General features: G+C 47.4%; 24 protein-coding genes and 1 tRNA gene. 9 read left to right on the forward strand and 16 right to left on the reverse strand.

The genetic code is table 11. From position 1 onward, the window contains the following. Positions 1-60: 60 nt before the first annotated feature. Positions 61-258 carry a YjzC family protein gene (locus KQJ23_RS17955; protein WP_216480287.1) on the forward strand — a complete coding sequence of 66 codons (198 nt, stop codon included), beginning with the start codon at positions 61-63 and terminating at the stop codon, positions 256-258. Between the two features lie 339 nt (positions 259-597). Here KQJ23_RS17955 and KQJ23_RS17960 read toward each other — a convergent pair. The 4 genes from KQJ23_RS17960 to KQJ23_RS17975 form a co-directional block, all read right to left on the reverse strand. Then, positions 598-688, reverse strand: a tRNA-Ser gene (locus tag KQJ23_RS17960). Between the two features lie 143 nt (positions 689-831). Beyond that, positions 832-1,068, reverse strand: a complete 237-nt coding sequence (locus tag KQJ23_RS17965; RefSeq protein ID WP_216480288.1) for a DUF951 domain-containing protein — start codon at positions 1,066-1,068, stop codon at positions 832-834. Between the two features lie 56 nt (positions 1,069-1,124). Next, positions 1,125-1,952 (reverse strand): mechanosensitive ion channel family protein, encoded by an 828-nt coding sequence (locus tag KQJ23_RS17970; protein WP_216480320.1) that lies wholly within the window; start codon positions 1,950-1,952, stop codon positions 1,125-1,127. 169 nt (positions 1,953-2,121) lie between these two features. Next, positions 2,122-2,367 carry a putative Se/S carrier protein gene (locus tag KQJ23_RS17975; RefSeq protein WP_216480289.1) on the reverse strand — a complete coding sequence of 82 codons (246 nt, stop codon included), beginning with the start codon at positions 2,365-2,367 and terminating at the stop codon, positions 2,122-2,124. Positions 2,368-2,489: 122 nt separating this feature from the next. Between KQJ23_RS17975 and yyaC the strand changes: the two genes are divergently transcribed. After that, positions 2,490-3,110, forward strand: coding sequence for a spore protease YyaC (gene yyaC / locus KQJ23_RS17980; RefSeq protein ID WP_216480290.1), 621 nt, complete (start codon positions 2,490-2,492; stop codon positions 3,108-3,110). Here yyaC and KQJ23_RS17985 read toward each other — a convergent pair. The 12 genes from KQJ23_RS17985 to rpmH all read right to left on the reverse strand — a co-directional run bounded on the left by KQJ23_RS17985 (position 3,082) and on the right by rpmH (position 14,698). Next, positions 3,082-3,582 (reverse strand): DUF4446 family protein, encoded by a 501-nt coding sequence (locus KQJ23_RS17985; RefSeq protein WP_216480291.1) that lies wholly within the window; start codon positions 3,580-3,582, stop codon positions 3,082-3,084. The two genes, yyaC and KQJ23_RS17985, sit on opposite strands and share 29 nt — an antisense overlap. Before the next feature lie 23 nt (positions 3,583-3,605). Continuing rightward, the gene (locus tag KQJ23_RS17990; protein WP_216480292.1) at positions 3,606-4,760 is read right to left on the reverse strand and encodes an aminotransferase class V-fold PLP-dependent enzyme; all 1,155 of its coding nucleotides are present in this window, start codon (positions 4,758-4,760) and stop codon (positions 3,606-3,608) included. A gap of 118 nt (positions 4,761-4,878) precedes the next feature. After that, complete coding sequence (locus KQJ23_RS17995) at positions 4,879-5,724, reverse strand: ParB/RepB/Spo0J family partition protein (RefSeq protein ID WP_216480293.1); 846 nt, start codon at positions 5,722-5,724, stop codon at positions 4,879-4,881. After that, positions 5,717-6,478: a ParA family protein gene (locus KQJ23_RS18000; protein WP_044481574.1), complete on the reverse strand. Its 762-nt coding sequence runs from the start codon at positions 6,476-6,478 to the stop codon at positions 5,717-5,719. Before KQJ23_RS18000 ends, KQJ23_RS17995 begins: the two co-directional genes overlap by 8 nt. A gap of 164 nt (positions 6,479-6,642) precedes the next feature. Further along, positions 6,643-7,461, reverse strand: a complete 819-nt coding sequence (noc, locus tag KQJ23_RS18005; RefSeq protein ID WP_216480294.1) for a nucleoid occlusion protein — start codon at positions 7,459-7,461, stop codon at positions 6,643-6,645. 300 nt (positions 7,462-7,761) lie between these two features. Further along, entirely contained in the window at positions 7,762-8,484 is a 723-nt protein-coding gene (gene rsmG / locus KQJ23_RS18010) for a 16S rRNA (guanine(527)-N(7))-methyltransferase RsmG (RefSeq protein ID WP_216480295.1), read from the reverse strand. Between the two features lie 4 nt (positions 8,485-8,488). Further along, complete coding sequence (gene mnmG / locus KQJ23_RS18015; protein ID WP_216480296.1) at positions 8,489-10,375, reverse strand: tRNA uridine-5-carboxymethylaminomethyl(34) synthesis enzyme MnmG; 1,887 nt, start codon at positions 10,373-10,375, stop codon at positions 8,489-8,491. Positions 10,376-10,630: 255 nt separating this feature from the next. Then, a complete protein-coding gene (mnmE, locus tag KQJ23_RS18020; RefSeq protein ID WP_216480297.1) occupies positions 10,631-12,010 on the reverse strand; it encodes a tRNA uridine-5-carboxymethylaminomethyl(34) synthesis GTPase MnmE in 1,380 nt (459 codons plus the stop codon). Between the two features lie 109 nt (positions 12,011-12,119). Further along, positions 12,120-12,860 (reverse strand): RNA-binding cell elongation regulator Jag/EloR, encoded by a 741-nt coding sequence (jag, locus tag KQJ23_RS18025; protein WP_216480298.1) that lies wholly within the window; start codon positions 12,858-12,860, stop codon positions 12,120-12,122. After that, positions 12,857-13,756, reverse strand: a complete 900-nt coding sequence (locus KQJ23_RS18030) for a YidC/Oxa1 family membrane protein insertase (RefSeq protein ID WP_430522315.1) — start codon at positions 13,754-13,756, stop codon at positions 12,857-12,859. Before KQJ23_RS18030 ends, jag begins: the two co-directional genes overlap by 4 nt. Positions 13,757-13,831: 75 nt before the next feature. Continuing rightward, positions 13,832-14,182: a ribonuclease P protein component gene (rnpA, locus tag KQJ23_RS18035; protein ID WP_216480299.1), complete on the reverse strand. Its 351-nt coding sequence runs from the start codon at positions 14,180-14,182 to the stop codon at positions 13,832-13,834. Between the two features lie 381 nt (positions 14,183-14,563). After that, positions 14,564-14,698 carry a 50S ribosomal protein L34 gene (rpmH, locus tag KQJ23_RS18040; protein WP_044481584.1) on the reverse strand — a complete coding sequence of 45 codons (135 nt, stop codon included), beginning with the start codon at positions 14,696-14,698 and terminating at the stop codon, positions 14,564-14,566. A gap of 495 nt (positions 14,699-15,193) precedes the next feature. On the opposite strand from rpmH, the gene gntK reads away from it, so the two are divergent. The 7 genes from gntK (at position 15,194) to gyrB (ending at position 23,552) form a co-directional block, all read left to right on the forward strand. Further along, positions 15,194-16,744, forward strand: a complete 1,551-nt coding sequence (gene gntK, locus KQJ23_RS18045; RefSeq protein ID WP_216480300.1) for a gluconokinase — start codon at positions 15,194-15,196, stop codon at positions 16,742-16,744. Between the two features lie 445 nt (positions 16,745-17,189). After that, positions 17,190-18,536: a chromosomal replication initiator protein DnaA gene (gene dnaA / locus KQJ23_RS18050; RefSeq protein ID WP_216480301.1), complete on the forward strand. Its 1,347-nt coding sequence runs from the start codon at positions 17,190-17,192 to the stop codon at positions 18,534-18,536. A gap of 258 nt (positions 18,537-18,794) precedes the next feature. Continuing rightward, positions 18,795-19,937 carry a DNA polymerase III subunit beta gene (gene dnaN / locus KQJ23_RS18055; RefSeq protein WP_216480302.1) on the forward strand — a complete coding sequence of 381 codons (1,143 nt, stop codon included), beginning with the start codon at positions 18,795-18,797 and terminating at the stop codon, positions 19,935-19,937. An 18-nt stretch (positions 19,938-19,955) separates the two neighbouring features. Next, positions 19,956-20,180 (forward strand): S4 domain-containing protein YaaA, encoded by a 225-nt coding sequence (yaaA, locus tag KQJ23_RS18060; RefSeq protein WP_216480303.1) that lies wholly within the window; start codon positions 19,956-19,958, stop codon positions 20,178-20,180. A 51-nt stretch (positions 20,181-20,231) separates the two neighbouring features. Then, positions 20,232-21,344 (forward strand): DNA replication/repair protein RecF, encoded by a 1,113-nt coding sequence (gene recF / locus KQJ23_RS18065; RefSeq protein WP_216480304.1) that lies wholly within the window; start codon positions 20,232-20,234, stop codon positions 21,342-21,344. A 16-nt stretch (positions 21,345-21,360) separates the two neighbouring features. Next, complete coding sequence (gene remB, locus KQJ23_RS18070; RefSeq protein WP_216480305.1) at positions 21,361-21,606, forward strand: extracellular matrix regulator RemB; 246 nt, start codon at positions 21,361-21,363, stop codon at positions 21,604-21,606. Between the two features lie 35 nt (positions 21,607-21,641). Continuing rightward, positions 21,642-23,552, forward strand: a complete 1,911-nt coding sequence (gene gyrB / locus KQJ23_RS18075) for a DNA topoisomerase (ATP-hydrolyzing) subunit B (RefSeq protein WP_216480306.1) — start codon at positions 21,642-21,644, stop codon at positions 23,550-23,552. Positions 23,553-23,563 lie beyond the last annotated feature (11 nt).

The following is a 23,563-nucleotide window of genomic DNA, read 5'->3' on the forward strand; positions in this document are numbered from 1 at the left end:
CAAATCCCGTTTCCCCGCACACAATAATTTTGATTTCATTAATGAAAGGAGTGCTTACAGTTGGGTGAACGGACAGAATTTGAAGAAGGAGACAAGGCTCCAAATCCAGGCGTATACGTAGAGGTTGGGGAAGGCCGCAGCTTCCATACCCAGATTCAAGATCCAAAACGGATTACCTTGGAACAAGGCGACACTTTTCCCGAGACAACGAACAAAAATCGAAAATGGAAAAAAGAAGAAAAAGCTCGCGTTCATTGATTTTAGAATCGATGTATAAAAGCCTTCCTGCTGCACATAATACAATCAGACGGTGATGCAAAGAGAGGTGTGGTTCCGTTGGAGGTGTCCGATGGTAACATCATTTCTGGAGTCTTATTCACTTCGTGACAGAAGCCAAGATCTCGGATAAAGAAGACCCCTCTTCATTCATCTGAGCTGCATACGCACACATCGAAGTTTCTTGTGTTGTGAGAGAAGAATTCCCATTAAGCATACCGTCAACCATGAAGGACCCGAAAGGGTCCTTTTGGCTTTTGTATAGACATAAAAAAAGACCCTGCCTAACCGGCAAAGGTCATGTTTCTAATAGAAGTAAAATGGCGGAGAGGGTGGGATTCGAACCCACGCACGCCTTGCGACGCCTAATTGATTTCGAGTCAACCCCCTTGGGCCTCTTGGGTACCTCTCCACAGCAAGCAAGAATGATTGTATCATGATTTTTTTATGATTGCAATAGCCGGCCAGATAAAATGGATATGGTAAAAAGATCAAGGTTTATCCAGACCGGCGGCATTACAAACTCTTACGTGCCTGCCATATCATTAGTTGAAATCAGCTACTTTCGGTCCCGGCGTCAGAAGGATCAGCGGAAGACTCAGCAGCAGACCGGATCACCTTCCGCATGTTCTTTTCGAACTTGGCCCGAGGCACCAATACGCTGTGCTTGCAGCCGACACATTTAATCCGGATATCCATCCCCATTCGAATGATTTCCATTTCATTGCTCCCGCAAGGATGATTTTTCTTCATTAATACTATGTCACCTAATTGAAAAACTTTACGTTCCATCGTCCTCTCCCCCTTTTGTCCATTTAATATTATAAATTCAGTGTATTATATGCTGATCATTCAGCAGTCTTTTCAGACTCGGCAGCAAGACGAAGCTCCTCCTCCTCTTCGAGGGCTTCCTTCGCGTACATTTGAATCTCACGCTCCAGATCAGCACGTACCCCTGGCGGGCATTCCGCCGCTATGCGAATGACATACTCGCTTGCTGTCAGCGATTGTACGCCCATTACGGTAGGAACCCGGCTAGCCAAGTCACTGCTATCCTCCAGCTCCAGCATAGCCTTCTTTAACAGCCTAATCGTATCCTCCAGCTTTCGGCTGTTACTGAAGGGCAGATCAACTATAGCAAGCGCCGTTCCAATCGAATAATTCGTTACATTCGTAATCGAACCGTTCGGAACAATATGTACCTCCCCTGTCCAGCTAACCAGTCTTGTGGAGCGAAGGCCTATCATTTCAACCGTTCCCTTCAGCGTACCGATTTGAACGACATCACCTACGGCAAATTGATCCTCCAGAATAATAAAGAAGCCGGTAATAACGTCCTTAACCAGGTTTTGCGCACCAAAACCAATCGCTAGCCCAAGCACCCCGGCTCCGGCAATTAACGGCGCCAGCTGCACGCCCAGCTCCCCTAGAATCAGCATGACCATCACAAAGTTTCCTGCAAATGAGGTCACATTCTTCAGCAGTTCCCCTACTGTTATAAATCTTCGAGGGTTGACCTGCATCCGTCCCTTCTCCTGACGTTCCAAGGAACGGTCTATTATACGGAACAACAGTTTAATCGCAAAGCGGGTCAGGATAAAGATCAGTAAAATACGAAGGGCTGAGAACAGCACCGTTTCCCACATCCCCATATTCGTCAACCAATTCCAGACCATATTTTTAAAGCTAATAGCCTCATCGATGACACCCGTTGGTTGTTGCAACCGCCAATTTATAAGCTTCAACCTGCCTCTCCTCCTTCATAAGTTGAACTAATGATTGTACGCCGAGAGCTGCTTGTAAGTATCACACTTATGCTTTATACCGCAGCTTCTTCAATTCAACTTATAGCTCTTCGTACCCTGAACCGGATCTTCTGAAAATCCCCCTAATCTCCACGGATTGGCTATGAACAATCTCCCGGACCCTCCCCAGATCCTCTGAATCGAACTGAATGGACAAGGCACACCCTGCGGTAATCTCCTTCGGCGTAGGGTACAGATCGATCTCAATCTCCGCATATTCTAACAGCATCTCTGCCCGCAGCGCCTGCTGTGTGGAGTCAAATGCCATCACTAGGCTGTTCTCCATCCATTCTCCCCCTCTATTTCAATCCAAGACTTTAGTCCGAGTATATATTCTCAATGATTTCCATATACTATCTACTAATATTCTAAGGGCTACTTCATTCTTGATTAAGGAAGGAAGATTCCATGTCATCTATTCAACCAGCCATAACAGCACCAACACAAGAGATCCCTTATCTAAAAATGCCTCATACCGAACCAGACATCCATGCCGCGATCATTCACCGTCTTCTTCTTCATTTCGCTAAGATTAGCCATGGGCAAGAGATGATCGTTATCTGCATTGGAACAGATCGTTCTACAGGCGATTGCCTCGGTCCCCTCGTTGGAACCTCTCTTGCGAAGCTGAATCAGTCGGGCAAGCTGTTCCATCTGTTTGGAACGCTTGAAGAACCTGTCCATGCTATGAATTTAAAAGATACATTGGAAAAAATCAATCAAAGCTTTCGGAATCCTTTCATTATAGGGATTGATGCCTGCCTTGGTCAAACCTCCAGCGTTGGCTCCATTCAAGTCGTACACGGTCCTCTCCGCCCCGGAGCAGGCGTGAATAAAGAATTACCGCCGGTCGGCGATATCCATCTAACAGGCATCGTCAATGTCGGCGGCTTTATGGAGTATTTTGTACTGCAAAATACCCGGCTTAGTCTTGTTATGCGATTATCGGAAATAATTTCCAATTCCTTATATACAGCCATCCAAGAATGGCATCGCGGATTTAGACCGCGTTACCGGCAAGGGCAATAGCTTCCTCTTCTTCCGAGGAGAGTGCATAGCTGGACTCGCCACGTTCCAGCGGCTTAGCATAGACGTAAGAACCGTCTCTGCTGTAGAGGCCGGTGATAATGATTCCATTCTTCTGATCATCCACGAAGGCCGCGGAGAAGCTCAACTCATTTCCACGTTCACCAAAAGCATTATAGCGCTTGATTCCAATCTTCGCCTTTTGCTTCGGCAGTAATTGATTAATACGTTCAAGCTGCAGGTTATGATCGTTCTGATTCTCTTCAAGGAGAGCCTGCTGATTCTTCAGATCAATTAGTAAGCCTTCCAGATCCTCAATACCCGTTCCAGCCATCATTTGATTGTATCGTTTACGCATTCCCCGCAGCTTGCTGCCCTGAATCAGATTCCAGAGTAGCAGCCAAAGGAGGATCACCACGAATCCCATCACGATCCAGATCATTTGGTCCAATAAAAGTGCATTCCACTCCTGCATTTGAATCTCCCCTAGTTAAAATATCACTGCGCAATCTGCTTCATAGCTGTTATCAGTGCTTCTATCTCTTGCACCGTGGTTGAATACCCAACGCTCGCCCGAACGGCTCCGCGGCCTGTAGTCCCTGCACTCATATGGCCAAGCGGAGTACAATGATATCCAGCCCGTACGGAAATTTGATATTGTCGATCCAGACGGAATGCGACTTCTGCGGCATCGAATCCTTCCAGCGTAAAGGCTACTAGTCCAGTGCGCGGCATGCCTAACTCCGGACCCAAGCAAGTTAGTCCTTTAATCTCAAGCAAGCCTTGCATCAACTGCTGTGTTAATTGCCATTCATGCTGATAAATCTTTTCTATCCCGTATTCCATAACTGTCCTGATCCCTGCACCTAAGCCGGCGATGCCTACAGTATTGAGCGTTCCGGCTTCATATTGGTCTGGACGCACCTTTGGCATTTCTACAGCTTCTGACTGACTCCCCGTTCCCCCGTGAAGCAATGGCTCCAGTTCCAGCTCCGGGCGAATATACAGCCCCCCGGTTCCCTGCGGACCAAGCAAGCTCTTATGCCCTGGAAAAGCAATCATATCTGCACCTGTCTGCTTCACATCCACCGTGTAACACCCAATAGTCTGAGCAGCATCTATCAACATCAGCGCCCCTGCAGCATGAGCAATTTTTCCGATTTCCTCCACGGGGAGAATCGAGCCCAACAGATTAGAACTATGAGCACAGACGACGAGTCTGGTCTGCGAGGTAACCCGCTCCTTCAGTTCAGCCATATCTAGTACCCCTTGTGCGCTTACTGGAATATAATCCACTTGGATTCCTTTAGTGCGCTTGAGGTATTCTAACGGTCTGCGTACAGAATTGTGCTCGACCATCGTTGCGACGACGTGGTCACCTTCGCGCAGACAGCCTTTAATAGCCAAATTCAATGCTTCAGTTGTATTGGAGGTAAATACGATATCGTTAGCATTTTCAACCTGCAGTAATTGTGCCAGTGCGGTACGGGTCTGCAGGATGGTTCTTCCCGCATTCATAGCCATCCGATAATTTCCCCTGCCGGAATTGGCTGCCGGTCCGTTTAGTATTTCCAACATGCTCTGACTTACACGCTCTGGCTTGGGCCATGAAGTGGCCGCATGATCAAGATATATGGGAGATCCTGTTTTCATATCGTTACCCACCTTTGGGACCCTCTAATCGGTTCATTCGTAACAATGACATACTCCCATTCACAGACACTCCATTAACATGTCCATCAAGTGAGTATGTCATTATTCACATCCAGATTCAATTGAGATTCAATAAATCAAGCAAGCGCTGCAAATCCTGTTTACTATAGAAGTTAATTTCAATCTTGCCCTTTTCTTTATTTGACTTGATCTTTACGGTCGTCTTATAGCGCTCCCGCAAGCTCTCCTCAACTTCCTCCATGTAAGGGTCACGCTTCTTATTTACAGTCTTCGCTTTGTCTTGTTTATGCTTGTCCAACTGTTGAACAGCATCCTCAAGCTCTCGTACACTCCACTCATGCTCGATACATTGCTTAGCCAGTTGTTTGATCTTTCCATTATCCTTTATCCCAACCAACGCTCGTGCGTGCCCCATAGATAATGTTCCACGTGAAACATATTCCTTCACTTCGTCTGGTAATGACAACAGTCTCAGAAAGTTAGCGATATGCGATCTGGACTTACCTACCTTCAGCGACAATTCCTCTTGCGTAAGCTGGAAGGTATCCATCAGGTTCTGGTATGCCACAGCGACTTCCATAGCATTCAAGTTTTCACGCTGTAAATTCTCGATCAGCGCAATTTCCATTACCTGTTGATCGGAAAAGCTTCTTACGACTGCAGGAATCGTTGCATTCCCGCAATATTGCGATGCCCGGAAACGACGCTCCCCTGCAATAATTTCATATCCTTTGAGCACACTGCGAACAATGATAGGCTGAATTACACCATGCTGGCGAATCGATTCTGCCAATTCACGAATAGCTTCTTCATCGAAAGTCTTTCTAGGTTGGTAAGGATTCGCCCGAAGCTGATTCAAAGGAATTTCGATTACCTTGTCATCGTCTTGAACGGATAGAGATGGAATTAAGGCATCCAGCCCTTTTCCCAACCGCTTACTCATAGGAAATCACTTCCTTTGCCAGCTCTAAATACACCTCTGCGCCCTTCGATCTCGGATCATAAGTGATAATCGATTGACCGTGAGAAGGAGCTTCACTAAGGCGTACATTTCTTGGTATGACCGTCTTGTAGACTTTTTGTTGGAAATACTTCTTCACTTCTTCAATAACCTGAATACCCAGGTTAGTACGCGCATCGAACATAGTAAGCAGCACACCTTCAATTTGCAGAGACGTATTCAGATGCTTCTGTACAAGTCTTACCGTATTCAGCAATTGGCTCAAACCTTCAAGCGCATAGTACTCGCACTGAATCGGAATAAGCACCGAATCGGCTGCGGTTAACGAATTAATCGTAAGAATCCCGAGTGAAGGCGGGCAATCAATCAGAATGTAATCATATAAATGTCTGACCTGCTGCAAGGACTTTTTTAATCGAACCTCACGAGATATCGTAGGAACAAGCTCAATTTCTGCACCCGCCAATTGAATGGTCGCCGGAATAATATCCAGCCCGTCAATCTCTGTTTGCATGATTGCTTCCTTCGGATGCACTTCATTAATCAACACATCATAAATACAATTAGGAACATCGGCTTTATTAATCCCGACACCGCTTGTGGTATTCCCTTGAGGGTCAATATCAATAAGAAGCACCCGTTTCCCAACCGTTGCAAGGCCGGCACCCAAATTGACTGAGGTCGTTGTTTTGCCGACCCCACCCTTCTGATTTGCTATGGCAATTATTTTAGACAATCCATTTCACCTCAGTATAATAGAAGAATCTTCTTGTAGATTTCATTATGCGATCACCAAGCTGTTGCTACAAAAAGACCACAGTATTCCTGGCGATGTCTCATGCGGTTTTCAAAAAAAGAAACTGACCTTCAATCCCAAAGGTAAGGTCAGTAGTCCTTCTTTTATCTTTTCGGAATTTGAATGACAATTTCATAGTGATCTTCATGATCCTTCTCGGATGTCTTGATAGCCATTCCTGATCCGGATACCATGTCGATAGATTGACGAATCGTATTCAAGGCTAGCCGAACATCTTTCGTGAATGAAATGCGTCTGGATGATTTCTTGTTCTTGGCTACTTCCTTATAAAAGGCGATTCGCGCCTCTGTTTGCTTCACATTCAATTCCTTCTGGATAATTTCCTCAAGGACCTTTAATTGCAGTTCTTCTGAATCAAGAGAAAGCAACGCTCTGGCGTGCCTTTCCGTGATTTTGCGCTCCATTAAGGAGTTCTTCACTCCCTCTGGAAGATTAAGCAGCCGAATTTTGTTGGCGATGGTTGATTGACTCTTGCCCAATCTCTGTGCCAGGCTCTCTTGAGTTAATTGGTGCAGATCAATTAGGTTCTGATAAGCTAAAGCCTCTTCGATAGCAGTAAGACCTTCACGCTGCAAATTCTCGATCAAGGCAATTGAAGCTGCCTGTGAATCGTTGAATTCCCGCTGAATAGCTGGAATTGTCGCCAAGCCCAGTTTTTTGACAGCGCGCCATCTTCGTTCTCCGGCAATGATCTCATACTTGTCATTCCGGAAACGAACTACAATCGGTTGGATAACCCCATGTGTTCGGATCGTCTGGCACAGCTCATCAATTTTCTCATCATCAAAGATGGACCGCGGCTGATAGGGACTTCCCACAATATCCCCTACCGGGATTTGTTTTACTTCATCGACTTCCGCACGTTCGGTCATGCCGAACAGTCTCGTGAATTGTTCTTTCATTCCACAGATTACCACCTAATTTAAAAGTGACATAAGCCGTCCGATTGCTCTGTTGCAATATCGTCTGTTATTGTACCGATCCCGGTTCGTTAAAGCATCCAGCAAGCACAATTCTTGCAAAATTCTTCTATAGAATAGATCGATTTCAGCTATCTTCTATTCTACCACTTTTTTCACTATAATCCTATTCTCTTCTAAATGAAAAATAAATAAATAGGTTTGAATGCCTAATTACAGAAATAAAACCTCCTACCCTGATGTTTCACGTGGAACATTTAGGTAAGAGGCTGATTCAATTGATTATACAAGCGGTGATTTGAGCGGTGTACCCGCTTTTCTAGGATACTTCTTCGGGGTAGCGCCACTTTTTTCGATAACAATAATATGGCGGTCCGAATTTTCTAGTGGTAAAGAGAATTGATAGGTTTTACGCAGCTTAGCATTCAATTCCTTAAGACTGCGTTTTGCCTCAATTATTTCCTCGGAAGGGTCGCTCCCCTTCATAGCAGCAAATACCCCGTTACTCTTGGCAAAAGGAAGACAGAATTCATTCAGTACCGCCATCCGTGCAACTGCTCTGGCCGTAACCAGATCAAAGCGGTCTCTCATATGTTCCAGACGCGCAGCGTCCTCAGCCCGGCTATGCAGAAGCTGCACTTGCTCGAGTCCAAGCTTATCACATACATGCTGCAAGAACTGAATCCGCTTGTTCAGAGAATCCACAATGGTTAATTGAATATGAGGGAAACAAATTTTAAGCGGAATTCCAGGAAAGCCAGCCCCCGAACCGATATCCGCCAAGTTTGAAACCTCATCCATATTTAAATAGAAGGAAAGCGACAAGGAATCATAAAAGTGCTTGATATATACCTGTTGTCGTTCGGTGATTCCTGTCAGGTTCATTTTCTCATTCCAACTAACCAGTTCCTGATAATAATCCTCAAATTGCCGGAATTGCAGCTCTGTTAATGTAATTCCTTGCTCAGCCAGCAATTGTTGAAATTGGAGTTGAATCTTATCCAATAGCTTATCCTCCCGCTGCGGTTACCCGATTATAATGCTCCAGATACACCAGCAGAATAGATATATCCGCAGGAGTAACGCCGGAGATCCGTGAAGCTTGCCCAATAGAGATAGGCCGGATTTTAGCCAACTTCTGTTTAGCTTCCATTGCCAAGCCTTGAATATCCTCATAGACAATCGATTCAGGGATTTTTTTCTTTTCCATTTTTTGTAATTTTTCAACATGAATTAATTGCTTCTCAATATAACCAGCATATTTGATCTGGATCTCTACCTGTTCGCGCATTTCCTCATCCAAAGGAGTCTCTGATGGAAACCGCTCGCCGATCAGATCATAAGCTACTTCAGGGCGCCGGAGAATCGTTAACAGATTGCTTCCATCCTGGATCGGAGCAGACCCGATAGCTTCCAGCAGATCATTGATCTCTGACGGTTTGATCTTGGTTACTTGAAGGCGATGAATTTCCTTCTCTACCTTCTCCTTCTTATCTAAAAAGGCTTGATAACGTTCGTCCGTAATCAGACCAATCTCGTGACCAAGCGGGGTCAAACGCAGATCGGCATTATCATGGCGAAGCAGCAGGCGATACTCTGCTCGAGAGGTCAGGAGACGGTAGGGCTCATTGGTTCCCTTGGTAACCAAATCATCAATCAGTACGCCAATATAGCCTTGCGAACGGTCTAAAATAACCGATTCCTTGCCCTGTACCTTACGGGCAGCATTAATTCCAGCCATAATGCCCTGACCTGCCGCTTCCTCATATCCGGATGTCCCATTAATCTGTCCCGCCGTGAACAGTCCCGGCAGCCGTTTTGTCTCCAGCGAAGGCCATAGCTGTGTCGGCACAACGGCATCGTATTCAATAGCATAACCGTTACGCATCATTTCGGCATTCTGTAAGCCTGGAACGGAACGGAGCATTTTCAGCTGAACCTCTTCCGGCATGCTTGTCGAGAAGCCCTGCACATAGTACTCCTTCGTGTTCAGACCCTCTGGTTCAAGAAAGATCTGATGCTTTTCCTTATCGGCAAAGCGGACGATTTTGTCCTCGATAGAAGGACAGTACCGTGGCCCGGTACCTTCAATAACGCCTGAGAACATCGGAGCGCGATGAAGATTTGCATTGATAATAGCATGTGTCTCGGAAGACGTGTAGGTCAGCCAGCAAGGCAATTGCTCATTCTCCGATCCCTTGGTCTCATAAGAGAAAAATTTAGGCTTCTCATCACCAGGCTGAATTTCGGTCTGGGAGAAGTCGATGCTGTCCCCATGCACCCGTGGCGGTGTGCCTGTCTTGAAACGCACCAGATCAAAGCCCAGCTCCTTCAAATGATGGGAGAGGCGCAGCGAAGGCTGCTGATTATTCGGGCCACTCTCGTACATCAGCTCGCCCATAATAATTTTTCCGCGTAAATAGGTTCCGGTCGTCAGAACGACTGCTTTGGCCCGGTATTGAGCACCTGTCTTGGTCTCCACACCAACACATACGCCATCCTCGACCAACAGCTCCTCAACCATGCCCTGACGGAGCGTAAGATTCGGCTCTCGCTCCAGCGTCTCCTTCATCTCATGCTGATAGGAGAACTTATCGGCTTGCGCCCGCAAAGCATGTACAGCCGGTCCTTTGCCGGTATTCAGCATCCGCATTTGAATAAATGTCTTATCGATATTCCGGCCCATTTCCCCGCCAAGCGCATCGATTTCACGTACTACATGTCCCTTTGCAGGTCCGCCAATCGACGGATTACATGGCATAAAGGCAACCATGTCCAGATTTATCGTCACCATTAAGGTGCTGCAGCCCATCCGGGCAGCTGCCAACGCAGCTTCACAGCCGGCATGTCCCGCACCAACGACAATCACATCATAGCTGCCGGCAACATATCCCATATGCAATCAACCTCCAATTCTTTATTCTCATGTTGAACTGAAATCTACGTTATAAAGGGCATAAGTGTGAAGTGTTAAAAGCTTTCTATAAGAAAGCTACTTCGGAAGCATAAAGCGGCAGCGTTTGCCTTTGTGAGCGAATTTCTACCTTTTAATGGTTTATTCCAATCAAAGAAATTCGCGAACAACAGCGATCGTAAGCACACTTCACACGTTGCCTCCCACCGTAGAGTCTTTAGTTCAACTTCTCCATCTTTATTTTCCCAAACAGAATTGGGAGAAAATTTGATCTATAAGCGCATCCGGAGCGGAATCTCCGATTACTTCGCCCAACTGCTCCCACGCCAACCTTATATCGATCTGCATAATATCAATTGGTATGCCCGCATCGGCCGCCTCATACGCATCGGCAAGCGATTGACGCGCCTTCTTGAGCAGAGCGATATGACGCACATTGCTGACATACGTCAGATCTCCGGATTCAAGCTCTCCGCCGAAGAACAGTCGGGAGATGGCATCCTCTAAATGATCTAACCCCTCCAACTGCTTCGCAGACAGCTCCACAACTGCATTTTCCGGGAAATAATTCAACACCCTTGCCCGGTCCAATTGCTGCGGCAAATCAATTTTGTTCAATAATACAAGCACAGAGCGCCCTTGCAGCTGCTCCATTAATTGCAATTCATCCTCATGCAGCGGCTCGGCTCCATTTAGAACCAGGAGAATCAGATCCGCTTCAAGTACTGCAGCACGGGACCGCTCCACGCCAATCTGCTCGACGATATCCATCGTCTCTCGGATTCCCGCTGTATCTAGCAATTTCAATGGAATATTGTTAATTGTAACATATTCTTCAATGACATCCCGCGTCGTTCCCGGGATATCCGTCACAATCGCTTTGTTCTCACGTGCAAGAGCATTCAACAGGGAGGACTTACCCACATTAGGCCGGCCCACGATAGCGGTCGTAATCCCTTCGCGAAGCACCTTTCCTTGTTCTGCCGTGCGCAGCAAGCCTTCGATTCCTTGCGTGACCTCGTCACACTTCGCTTTTATGAACGCGGTAGTCATGGACTCTACATCATGCTCGGGATAATCGATGTTCACTTCAATATGCGCCAGCGTCTCCACCAATGTATACCGGAGTTGATGAATCTTACGCGACAATTCCCCATCCACCTGCTTGAGTGCCACCGAGAAAGCCCGGTCTGACTTGGAACGAATCAAATCAATTACCGCCTCCGCTTGAGACAAGTCGATTCTTCCATTCAAGAAAGCGCGCTTCGTAAATTCTCCGGGCTCAGCCAGCCGGATATCAGGCAGCTCCAGCAGCAGGTCCATGACCCGCTTTACTGAAATAATCCCGCCATGCGTACTGATCTCAACGACATCCTCGGTCGTGAAGGAACGCGGTGCCCGAAAGACAGAGACCAGCACCTCTTCCAGCTTATCTTCGGTCTTCGGGCGAATGATAAAGCCATAATGTACCGTGTGACTCTCCGCCTCCGTTAACGGTAACCGGGAGCGAAACAAACGCCCCACTCCGTCGATGGCTTCCGGGCCGCTTACCCGGATGACGGCGATACCGCTCTCGCCGACCGCTGTAGAAATTGCAGCGATTGTATCGCTAAGCATATATTTGTCACCTCGAATATTCAAAAAATTGATATTGGGAGGGTTGAGTCCCCAACTAAAAGAAAAGCAATGACATTTGCCAAGGCAAAACGTCATTGCGTCTCATTCATCATTTGCTCTGCTTCAGAGTAATAATGACTCGGCGGTTCGGATCCTCGCCTTTACTGTAGGTTTTCACTTCAGGATGATCCTGAAGCTTGGAGTGAATCACCTTACGCTCTTGAGGAGACATCGGTTCAAGCACGACATCCTTACGGGTACGAACGACTCGTCCTGCAAGCCTCACGGCCAGATCCTCCAGCGTCTTTCTCCGCCGCTCCCGAAAATTCTCGGCATCCAGTATGATACGGATATATGAGTCCGAATAACGGTTAGCAATAATATTAGCCAGATATTGCAAAGAATCCAGCGTCTGCCCTCGGCGCCCGATTAGGACGCCGAGATCGCTGCCGCTAATGTTCAATACAGTAATGTCTTTCTGATGGACAATTTCCACCTCAGTTTCAATGCCCATGCTATCACTGACGTCCCGAATAAATGACGCCGCCGCTTCATAAGGCTCTGAATCAACCTCTGAATCAGACCGAATCTCTTCTCTGGAACCCAAATCAGAACTTCTGACCTTCTCCGTCTCCGGTGTTCTTACTTGCGGCGGAACTGAAGCCGGCACCGCTTCGGACTGCAAGGTCAATTCAACCTTCGCATCCTTCGCGCCGATCAGTCCCAGGAATCCTTTTGACGGCTGCTCTAACACATTCACGGTGACTTGATCCTCGGTAGCGCCGAGCTTGGCCAACCCCTGTCTTACAGCTTCTTCAACGGTTTTTCCTGACGTCACTATCGTTCTCATTTCGATTTTTTGGCCTCCTTGGCACCACTTTTGCCGGGATGACCGGCTTTTAAGTTCGAACCGCCCTTTTTGGACTTGTTGCCGGAATGAGTTGCATCCGCACCGTTATTGAGTGCCAATACCGGATTCTTCTTCCGATAAATGAAGAAGTTTTGTACGATCGTGTACAAGTTACTGAAGATCCAGTACAACGGAAGTGCTGCGGCAAAATTGTATGCCATAACGAAGATCAGCACAGGGTACACATACATCATAAATTTCATCGGATTGATGCCCTGCATATTGCCGGTCTGCGGCTGCATATTCGACATCATCTTGGTTTGGATAAAGGTTGTTAATGCCGCAATCAGCGGGAGAATATAGAGCTTGTCCGGCTCACCCAACTGAAGCCACATGAAAGAGTGCTCACGAATCGCTGAGTTATGGTAAATTGAGTTATATAGCGCAATGAATACCGGCATCTGAATAATCAATGGGAAACAGCCGGCCATCGGATTCACTTTATTTTCCTGGAACAGCTTCATCGTCTCTTGCTGCTGCTTCTCAGGATTATCTTTATACGTCTCACGGATCTTATTCAGCTCAGGCTGAATCGCCTGCATCGCCTTCGAGCTCTTCACCTGCTTAAGCGTAAGCGGCAGGATCAATGTCCGAACGATAAGCACCATGACTAGGATAGCTAGTCCATACGCACCGCCGAACCAATCTGCAAACGTATCCAAGGCCAACGAAAAATAGTACACGACATTAGAGGTCCACCATGAATTACTTGCCTTCATGTCTGCGGTGGTTGAGACATAGTTGTTCGGTTGACCGCACCCGGATAACATTACCACGAGGCCGATCATAAGCAGGAGCAGAAGCCACTTCCTGTTGCTCTTCAAAATACGCGACACTTGAAAACCCCTCTCTTAACCTTTCCATTACTCGTAAATCATAACATATTTACATGGACAAAGAAACAAGCATGCTTACTGCCTAGAAGCCTTGAGCAGCGAGGCTTTTCGCAGTACGTGCAGCACGCTTTTCTCCAACTCCTTGAACTCCATTCCTACGGCCCCGTTCCGGACAATCAAGATCAGATCGACATGGTCCTTAATCTCATGCTGATGCAATCTTACAATCTCCTTCAGGACACGCCTCATCCGGTTCCGAACCACGGCATTGCCGATTTTCTTGCTGGCGGATACCCCGAGCCGAAAACGTTCAACATCATGCCTGGACGAATAATAGACGACAAGCTGACGATTGGCGAACGATTTCCCGTATCGGTACACCCGGCCGAAGTCGGATCGATTCCTTAATCTGAGCTTTCTATGCACAGGTCCATTCTCCTCAAGTCAGTCAATCCCAACCCGCCGGCGCGATCGTCCCTCCATCATTATTGACCAACGGCATAGGCGGTAAACCAATTTCCTTATGCGACGCCGCGTAAGACCCGGGGGAAATTAACATTTTTGAACTGCCTCTTTTCAGCAAATGTTCAAAAAATCAGCTTTTCAGCACCGAGAAGGTTGCGAGAACCCGAAGAAGGAGGAACGGAGTGTAGGCAGACCCTACATGAGTACCGGACTTCGAGGGTGAACGCAAGATTCGATGTTGAATCACCCCCTTGGAACACTTCGTGATCAAAAGCTGACTTTTTGAACTACCTCTAATAATGTAAAAAAAGACCACCGCAGTGGTCTTCATGCACGTACGCTTTACGCACTCAATACTTTTCTGCCCTTTTGACGACGAGCAGCGAGAACCTTACGGCCATTTTTCGTGCTCATTCTTTTGCGGAAACCATGAACCTTGCTGCGCTTGCTCACGTTTGGTTTGAAAGTCGGTTTCATTTATTGCACCCCCTTAAACAGGAATCATTTACTGTATATTTACCATTTTCATATCCACAGAAAATGCCTTTATATATTTAATCATAACCCCCATAAAAAGTCAACTGATCCCGGCATATCTTTTCCCCCTCTAAAGCGGCCTGTGGATAGGCAAAAATCGGGTTTTCCACAGCTTAATTAGTGTTTTATTTCATAAAGTAAAGTTATGCACATGTGGAAAAGTAAAAATACACTTTTTTCTACGGTTTACACCTGTTAATAAAGCCTTTATGATGAAGTTGAATTATCTTGTATACAAGTATGAACATAGCCAAAACAAAATAAGTAGACCTATATAAGTTTAAGTAGAATGGCATAGCGTAAAATTATTAGCTCAACTTATATAAAGAGGATTTTAAGATGAAATTGGGTATGATTGGATTAGAAAAATAGAGCAGGTTCTAATTCATTTATCGTTTATTAAAGAAATATCCGTTAGAAATGGGGGAAAACAACATGACTGATGAACGTTCGTTGATGATCGGTGTAGATATCGGTACAACCAGCACAAAAGCAGTCTTATTCGAGGTTAATGGAGCTATCCTGTCCTCTGCCAACGAGGGTTATCCGCTTCATACCCCCTCTGCCGACGTGGCGGAGCAGAATCCGGAGGATATATTCAGCGCTGTAGTGTCCTGCATGCGTCAGATTATGGAGCAAAGCGGCGCGGCGCCGGAGCAATTGAGACTGGTATCCTTCAGTTCAGCCATGCACAGCGTTATTCCTATGGATGGAAACGGAAAGCCGCTGATGAACTGTCTCACCTGGGCGGACAATCGCAGTGTCGCTTGGGCGAAGCAATTGAGGAACAGTCCGGAGGGACATGATCTTTATCTGCGGACGGGAACACCGATTCATCCCATGTCTCCGCTGTGCAAGCTAATCTGGCTGCGTCATGAGCTTCCTGAGATCTTCAGTCAGACTTCCAAATTCATCTCCTTGAAAGAATATATCTGGTTCAAGCTGTTCGGTCAGTATCTGGTGGACCTGTCGATCGCCTCCTGTACGGGGCTGCTGAATCTGGAGCAGCAGGCATGGGATGAAGGAGCCCTGCACATGGCTGGAATCACAGCCGGACATTTATCCGAAATCGTGCCTACCACACATATCTCTCAGGGCATTGACCCATCTCATGCAAAAAAAATGGGACTTCTCCCTTCCACCCCTTTTGTAATCGGTGCAAGCGACGGCGTCTTGTCCAATCTGGGAGTCGGTGCGATCGGTCCGGGAGAAGTAGCGGTCACGATCGGTACCAGCGGTGCGATTCGAACGGTTGTGGATCATCCCCGGACCGATCCAAAGGGTAGAATTTTCTGCTATGCCTTAACCGACAAGCATTGGGTGATCGGCGGACCGGTGAACAATGGCGGCAGCGTGCTCCGCTGGCTTCGCGATGAATTTGCTTCCGCAGAAGTAGAGACAGCCAAACGTCTCGGCATCAGCGCTTACGATGTGCTCACGAAAATCGCGGAAAATGTCCCTCACGGCTCTGAGGGGTTGCTATTTCACCCTTTTCTCGCCGGTGAACGCGCTCCATTATGGAATCCGGATGCCCGCGGATCCTTCTTTGGCCTCACCCTCCATCATCATAAGGAACATATGATTCGGGCTGTCCTGGAAGGCGTCATCTTCAACTTATATACCGTTCTTCTTGCGATGGAGGAAATTATCGGCAGGCCTCAAGCGATTCTCGCCACAGGCGGATTCGCAAGATCACCCCTTTGGCGTCAACTGATGGCGGACATCTTTGATCAACAGGTCACCGTACCGGAGGAAATTGAGAGCTCCTGTCTGGGAGCAGCCGTTCTCGGTCTCTATGCCCTCGGCGATATCGATTCACTGGATGTGGTCGCCTCAATGGTGGGCAGCACCTTCAAGCATCTTCCCGCTAAGGAGCATGCGGCGATCTATAAGGATTTGCTGCCGATCTTTATCCGCATTTCACGCAAATTGGAAGAAGAATATGAAGCGATCGCCGAATTTCAACGGCGCAGCTCCAACCGTTAATAGTTATAGCAAAGAGGGAAGAACTCTCCCAGAAGACTTGGGAGAGTTCTTCCCTCTTTTTATACAATTCCGGACAACCTGTGCATAATATTTTTGAGAATCAAAGTGATTCTGTCGAATATTAAACAATTTATAAACAATATGTAGTGGTGTGAATTAAAATTGTACACAAGTTATTGAATTTGTGGATAAAGTTTAGCAATTCATTGAAATATAGGCCTTCTTTTGCTATGATTATATTGCTTTTGTTGTGAATATCTAAATTAAAGCGGAATAATTATTAACAGGCTGTGGATAAGATTGTGAACAATTCGAAATTATCCATGTTTATAATTATTCCACTTTTCTGACTTATGGGGATAAATATCCCCATTATTGTTGTTTTTTCGACCCTTTTCTGCATGGCTTATGCCACAAGTGGAAGATGTAAAAGGAGTGACCGTCTGTGGATAGCCATACGTCTGATATATGGCAGCATATTTTATCCATCATTAATACCAAACTCAGCAAGCCGAGCTTCGATACCTGGTTTAAAGCAACTAAGATCGTCTCGCTTAACGACCGTTCTATCGTCATCTCGGCACCCACAACCTTTGCGGTAGAATGGCTGGAGAGCCGGTACACGAAGCTTGTTGCAACCACTGTCTTTGAATACCTGGGCAAGCAGGTAGATGTTTCCTTTGTGATCGAGGAATCCGCTATTCCTGAGCAAACTCCCGTATTCAAAGAGCCTCCTGCACCCGTCCAGGTAGAGGAAAACGGTTCCAATATGCTGAATCCGAAATATACGTTTGATACCTTCGTCATCGGCTCAGGCAACCGGTTCGCCCACGCGGCATCCCTGGCTGTCGCCGAAGCGCCTGCGCGCGCGTATAATCCGCTATTCCTCTATGGAGGCGTAGGGCTTGGCAAGACTCACTTGATGCATGCGATCGGGCATTATATTCTTGAGCACAATCCAAGCAGCAAAGTCCTTTATATCTCATCTGAGAAATTCACCAATGAATTCATCAATTCCATCCGGGATAACCGCGCTGAGAGCTTCCGCAACAAATACCGCAATATTGATATTCTATTAATCGACGATATTCAATTCATTGCCGGCAAAGAATCAACGCAAGAGGAATTCTTCCATACCTTCAATGCGCTCCATGAAGAACGCAAGCAGATCATCATCTCCAGTGACCGGCCGCCGAAAGAAATTCCAACCCTTGAAGAACGGCTCAGATCCCGGTTTGAATGGGGACTGATTACCGATATTCAGCCTCCTGATCTGGAGACACGGATCGCCATTTTGCGCAAGAAGGCCAAGGCGGAAAACCTGGACATTCCGAATGAAGCCATGATGTATATCGCGAATCAGATTGACACGAACATCCGGGAACTCGAAGGCGCTCTGATCCGCGTCGTCGCGTACTCCTCACTGATCAATCAGGATATTACGACCCATCTGGCTGCCGAGGCGCTTAAGGATATTATTCCTTCCAGCCGCCCGAAGATGATCACCATTCAGGACATTCAGCAGCGCGTCGGAGAGTATTACAATCTGCGGCTGGAAGATTTCAAGGCCCGCAAGAGAACCAAGGCTATCGCCTTCCCGCGGCAAATCGCGATGTATCTGTCCCGGGAATTAACGGACTTCTCGCTTCCCAAGATTGGCGATGCGTTCGGTGGGCGCGACCATACGACCGTCATTCATGCCCATGAGAAAATATCTCAGCAGCTGAAATCCGATCAGGATCTCTATAAAGTTATTAACAACTTGACGGAGAAAATCAAAAACTCATCCTGAATAAGCTATAAGCCTATGCACATGATATTCACATGTGGATAGGCTTCATTTCATATAGTCTGCCCTCTTATCCACATATTCAGGGCCCCTACTACTTCTTCTATTAATTAAAAGATATACATCATCATGAGGAACACGGCTTTCGCCGCACTCTCAAAATGGAGGGACAAGCCTCCAGCCTGAGTACATATTCATCTTATGCCGGGCACTTAGCAATTATGAGGAAATTGAATAAGATTATGTTTAGGAGTTGAATTTATGAAAATCCGCGTATTAAAGCATGATTTAAATGAATCCATCCAGCATGTGGCCAAAGCCATCTCAAGCCGGACGACGATCCCGATCCTGACCGGAATCAAGCTGGAGGTTAATTTTCAGGGAATGACGCTTACAGCCAGCGATACCGACATTTCCATTCAAGCCTTTATTCCTGCGGAAGACCAGAATAAGCAGATCGTCCAAGTAGAGCGTCCGGGCAGCGTTGTGTTGCCTGCGAAGTTTTTCGTGGAAATGATTAAGAAGCTCCCTTCGTCCGAAATCGAGATGGAGGTTCAAGAAGGCTTCAAGACGCAAATCCGTTCCGGCTCTACCGATATTCAAATGGTCGGTCTGGACCCGGAAGAGTTTCCTGTGCTGCCTAGCATTGAAGAGAACCAGGTTATTTCGATGCCGGGAGATCTGCTCAAGAATATGATCAAACAAACTGTTTTCTCCATTTCCTCCAATGAGACCTCCCCTATTCTGACCGGGGTTCTCTGGAGCTTAAGTGAGAACCAATTCAAATTCGTGGCTACAGACCGTCACCGGTTGGCCAGCAGAACGGCTGAACTGAGCAACGAGGATCAAGTCCGTTTCAGCAATATTGTCATCGCCGGTAAAACGCTGAATGAACTGAGCAAGATCGTTCCGGATCAAAATACAATTGTGGATATCGTTGTAGCGGATAACCAAGTACTGTTCAAAATTGACCGCGTCCTGTTCTATACCCGTATCCTGGATGGAACCTATCCGGATACGTCCAAGATTATTCCGACGACCTACAAGACAGAGTTGGTTCTGGATACGAAGAAGCTAAGCGATTCGATCGACCGTGCCTATCTCCTGTCCCGGGAAGAGAAGACCAATATTGTTCGCCTGCAGACTATGGACAACGGATCCATCGAAATTTCTTCAAGCTCTTCAGAGCTTGGCAAGGTAACCGAGCAACTGGATCTGGCAGAGTTCACAGGGGAACAGGTACGAATCTCCTTTAACTCCAAATATATGCTGGATGTGCTTAAGGTCGTAGAGAGCGAGCAGCTCCATATCGGGTTTACCGGGGCGATGAGCCCGATTATTATCAAGCCGATGGATGATACCAAGAGCCTGTATCTGATTCTCCCTTATCGGACGACCAACTAAGAGAGGAAGCTGGCATCAATGCAGACCGTACAAATTTCAAGCGAATATATCAAGCTGGACCAATTTCTCAAGCTGGCTGATTGCATTTCAACCGGCGGCATGGCTAAGGCGCTCATTCAGGATGGGGCTGTTAAAGTGAATGGCGAAGCTGAGCTGCGCCGCGGCCGGAAGCTCTATAACGGTGATGTGGTTGAAGTGGAAGATGCCGGAACCTTTCAAGTCGTTCGCAGCGAGGAAGCATAAGAGATCGGATCCGAAGTCGCATACGGTGTCTGAAGGAGGCTTTGGAATCGCGTGTATGTCAATTCACTAACCTTATCGAATTACCGCAATTATGAGACGCTGTCCATGGAATCTTTCGGCAGCGTCAATTTATTGATTGGGCGCAATGCCCAAGGTAAGACAAATCTGCTGGAAGCATTACTCGTATTGGCCTTAACGAAGTCGCACCGGACGTCGAAGGATAAGGAGCTCATCTCCTTCGGCAAGGACTCCGCCTCCGTTCAAGCCGAGGTGGAGCGCAAATACGGCAAAATCCAGCTTGAGCTTCGTTTCTCCCAGCAAGGCAAGCGGGCCAGTCTGAATGGATTGGAGCAACGGAAGCTGAGCAATTTTGTGGGCAGTCTGAATGCGGTTATGTTTGCACCGGAGGATCTTGAGATCGTGAAGGGTACGCCCGGGGTGAGGCGCCGTTTTCTCGATATGGAGATCGGACAGGTGCAGCCCAGTTATCTGTATCATCTTCAGCAATATCAGAAGGTGCTTCTCCAGCGGAATAATCTGCTGAAGCAAGCATTCAACTCCGGCTCCAATTTAGCGGTCATGCTGGAGGTATGGAACGAGCAATTGGCAGAGCATGGTGTTAAAATTATCAGAAAAAGGAAACAATTTATAAGAAAACTGCAACGGTGGGCACAGCAGATTCATGAGGGGATAACCGGCGGCGGAGAAGCCCTGCAATTATCCTATCTGCCTTCCTTCGGAGATGCGGATGAAGAAGATGAAGCTGTCCTATTGGAGCAATTTATGATAAAGTTATCACAGATGAGAGATCAGGAGATCCGCCGCGGAATGACGCTTGCGGGGCCGCATCGTGATGATTTGGCCTTTCATATCAACGGAAATGAAGCACAGAGCTTTGGCTCCCAAGGGCAGCAGCGGACGACGGCATTGTCACTAAAGCTGGCAGAGATTGAGCTGATTCATGAGGAGATCGGTGAATATCCGATTCTGCTCCTTGACGATGTATTGTCAGAGCTTGATCCCTATCGCCAGACTCAACTGATTGAGACCTTTCAAAGCAAAGTGCAGACGTTCATTACGGCGACCGGCATTGAGAGTTTGAATGCCAGTCGTCTTCAGGACGCCAGCATTTTTCATGTTCAAGAAGGACAAGTTCATCGATAGGAACGGAGGGGTGCGCGTGTATATTCATCTGGGTGGAGAAAAGGTTGTGTTGTCTTCCGAGGTTATAGCCATCTTCGATGTGTCTGTTGAGAAATCCTCGAAGGTATCCAAGCAATTTGTAAGTCATGCGGTAAAGGAGAAGCAGGTGCTCCGAATCGGAGAGGAAGAGCCTAAATCCATCGTCGTGACTAAAGCCATGGTCTATTACTCGCCCATATCTTCGGCCACATTGAAGAAGAAGAGCATCCAGTCGATGATGTAATTGTTGAACCAGAAAATAGAGAAGTAGGTGAAGGCATGTCTATGAACGAGCAATCTTATGATGAGAGCCAGATACAGGTGCTGGAAGGCCTGGAGGCCGTCCGCAAACGTCCTGGTATGTACATCGGTTCTACCAGTGCCCGTGGATTGCACCACTTGGTATGGGAAGTCGTCGATAACAGTATTGACGAGGCCTTGGCAGGCTTTGCGAATAAAATCGATGTTTTCGTTCATCAGGATAATAGCGTTACCGTCATTGATAACGGCCGGGGAATTCCGGTCGGAGAGCATCCTAAGCTTAAAAAGTCCTCCCTTGAAGTGGTTATGACCGTGCTTCACGCAGGGGGAAAATTCGGCGGCGGCGGATACAAGGTGTCCGGCGGCCTGCACGGCGTAGGTGTCTCGGTAGTGAACGCCCTGTCCGAAAAGGTCGTGGTCAAGGTTCAACGCGATGGCCATGTTTATCAGCAGGAGTATCACCGGGGAATACCGCAGTACGATGTCAAAATCGTGGGCGATTCCACACTGACGGGTACAACAACCACCTTCTATCCGGATAAAGAAATTTTCACGGAGACTACCGTATTCGATTACAATATCTTGCTGGGCCGGATTCGGGAGCTTGCTTTCCTGAACAAGGGAATCAATATTTCACTGACCGATGAGCGTACCGGCACCTCCGAGTCCTTCCACTACGAGGGCGGCATCAAGGAATACGTGAGGTTCTTGAACCAGAACCGTGAATTGCTTCATGAGGACCCGATTTATGTTGAAGGCTCGCGGGACATGATTCAAGTAGAGATTGCATTGCAGTACAATGACAGCTACACGGAGAATATTTTCTCCTTTGCGAATAATATCAATACGCATGAGGGCGGGACGCATGAATCCGGCTTCAAAAGTGCGCTGACACGGATTATCAATGATTATGCGCGTAAAAACAACATGATCAAGGAAAATGACTCTAACCTGACCGGGGATGACGCGCGCGAAGGTCTGACTGCGATTATCTCGGTTAAGATTCCGGAGCCGCAATTCGAAGGACAGACGAAGACGAAGCTTGGCAACAGTGAAGTACGCGGTGTCGTGGAATCGCTGTTCGCAGAGAAGCTGCAGGAGTTCATGGAAGAGAATCCGGCTGTTTCGCGGCGTGTGCTTGAGAAGGCGCTTCAAGCGTCCCGGGCGCGGGAGGCTGCTCGTAAGGCGCGGGAACTGACACGGCGCAAGAGTGCGCTTGAAGTCAGCGCCCTGCCGGGCAAGCTGGCGGACTGTTCCTCGAAGGATGCCTCCATCAGTGAGCTTTACATTGTCGAAGGGGACTCTGCGGGCGGATCCGCTAAGCAGGGCCGCGATCGTCATTTCCAGGCGATTTTGCCGCTGCGTGGTAAAATTCTGAACGTAGAGAAGGCGCGTCTGGACCGGATCCTTGGCAATGCCGAGATTCGGGCGATTATCACAGCGCTTGGCACAGGGATTGGAGAAGAGTTCGATATCTCCAAGGCCCGTTATCACAAAGTGATCATCATGACGGATGCCGACGTCGATGGTGCGCATATTCGTACATTGTTGCTGACCTTCTTCTTCCGCTACATGCGTAAGATTATCGAAGCAGGCTACGTATATATCGCACAGCCGCCGCTCTTTAAAGTAGAGCGCAACAAGGTTGTCCGCTATGCCGGTTCCGAGAAGGAACGCGACGAGATCATTGCTGAATTCGGCGAGAATGCCAAGTTCAATGTACAGCGGTATAAAGGTCTGGGCGAAATGAATCCGGATCAGTTGTGGGAGACTACCATGGATCCGGAGAGCCGTACGATGCAGCAGGTATCGATCTCGGACGCAATTCAAGCGGATGCCATTTTTGATACGCTGATGGGCGACAATGTCGAGCCGCGGCGCGACTTTATCAATGAGCATGCCCGTAACGTTAAGAATCTGGATATTTAATTATCATATCT

This window comes from Paenibacillus brevis (genome assembly GCF_018919145.1).
GTDB classification, from domain to species: domain Bacteria; phylum Bacillota; class Bacilli; order Paenibacillales; family Paenibacillaceae; genus Fontibacillus; species Fontibacillus brevis.

What these genes read in the sequence shown, in the direction of transcription:
- KQJ23_RS17965 (WP_216480288.1), bottom strand. Translation starts at nt 1,068, where the DNA reads ATGGAACGTAAAGTTTTTCAATTAGGTGACATAGTATTAATGAAGAAA.
- KQJ23_RS17970 (WP_216480320.1), bottom strand. Translation starts at nt 1,952, where the DNA reads ATGGTCTGGAATTGGTTGACGAATATGGGGATGTGGGAAACGGTGCTG.
- KQJ23_RS17975 (WP_216480289.1), bottom strand. Translation starts at nt 2,367, where the DNA reads ATGGAGAACAGCCTAGTGATGGCATTTGACTCCACACAGCAGGCGCTG.
- yyaC (WP_216480290.1), top strand. Translation starts at nt 2,490, where the DNA reads ATGTCATCTATTCAACCAGCCATAACAGCACCAACACAAGAGATCCCT.
- KQJ23_RS17985 (WP_216480291.1), bottom strand. Translation starts at nt 3,582, where the DNA reads ATGCAGGAGTGGAATGCACTTTTATTGGACCAAATGATCTGGATCGTG.
- KQJ23_RS17990 (WP_216480292.1), bottom strand. Translation starts at nt 4,760, where the DNA reads ATGAAAACAGGATCTCCCATATATCTTGATCATGCGGCCACTTCATGG.
- KQJ23_RS17995 (WP_216480293.1), bottom strand. Translation starts at nt 5,724, where the DNA reads ATGAGTAAGCGGTTGGGAAAAGGGCTGGATGCCTTAATTCCATCTCTA.
- noc (WP_216480294.1), bottom strand. Translation starts at nt 7,461, where the DNA reads ATGAAAGAACAATTCACGAGACTGTTCGGCATGACCGAACGTGCGGAA.
- mnmG (WP_216480296.1), bottom strand. Translation starts at nt 10,375, where the DNA reads ATGGGATATGTTGCCGGCAGCTATGATGTGATTGTCGTTGGTGCGGGA.
- mnmE (WP_216480297.1), bottom strand. Translation starts at nt 12,010, where the DNA reads ATGCTTAGCGATACAATCGCTGCAATTTCTACAGCGGTCGGCGAGAGC.
- jag (WP_216480298.1), bottom strand. Translation starts at nt 12,860, where the DNA reads ATGAGAACGATAGTGACGTCAGGAAAAACCGTTGAAGAAGCTGTAAGA.
- rpmH (WP_044481584.1), bottom strand. Translation starts at nt 14,698, where the DNA reads ATGAAACCGACTTTCAAACCAAACGTGAGCAAGCGCAGCAAGGTTCAT.
- gntK (WP_216480300.1), top strand. Translation starts at nt 15,194, where the DNA reads ATGACTGATGAACGTTCGTTGATGATCGGTGTAGATATCGGTACAACC.
- dnaN (WP_216480302.1), top strand. Translation starts at nt 18,795, where the DNA reads ATGAAAATCCGCGTATTAAAGCATGATTTAAATGAATCCATCCAGCAT.
- yaaA (WP_216480303.1), top strand. Translation starts at nt 19,956, where the DNA reads ATGCAGACCGTACAAATTTCAAGCGAATATATCAAGCTGGACCAATTT.
- gyrB (WP_216480306.1), top strand. Translation starts at nt 21,642, where the DNA reads ATGTCTATGAACGAGCAATCTTATGATGAGAGCCAGATACAGGTGCTG.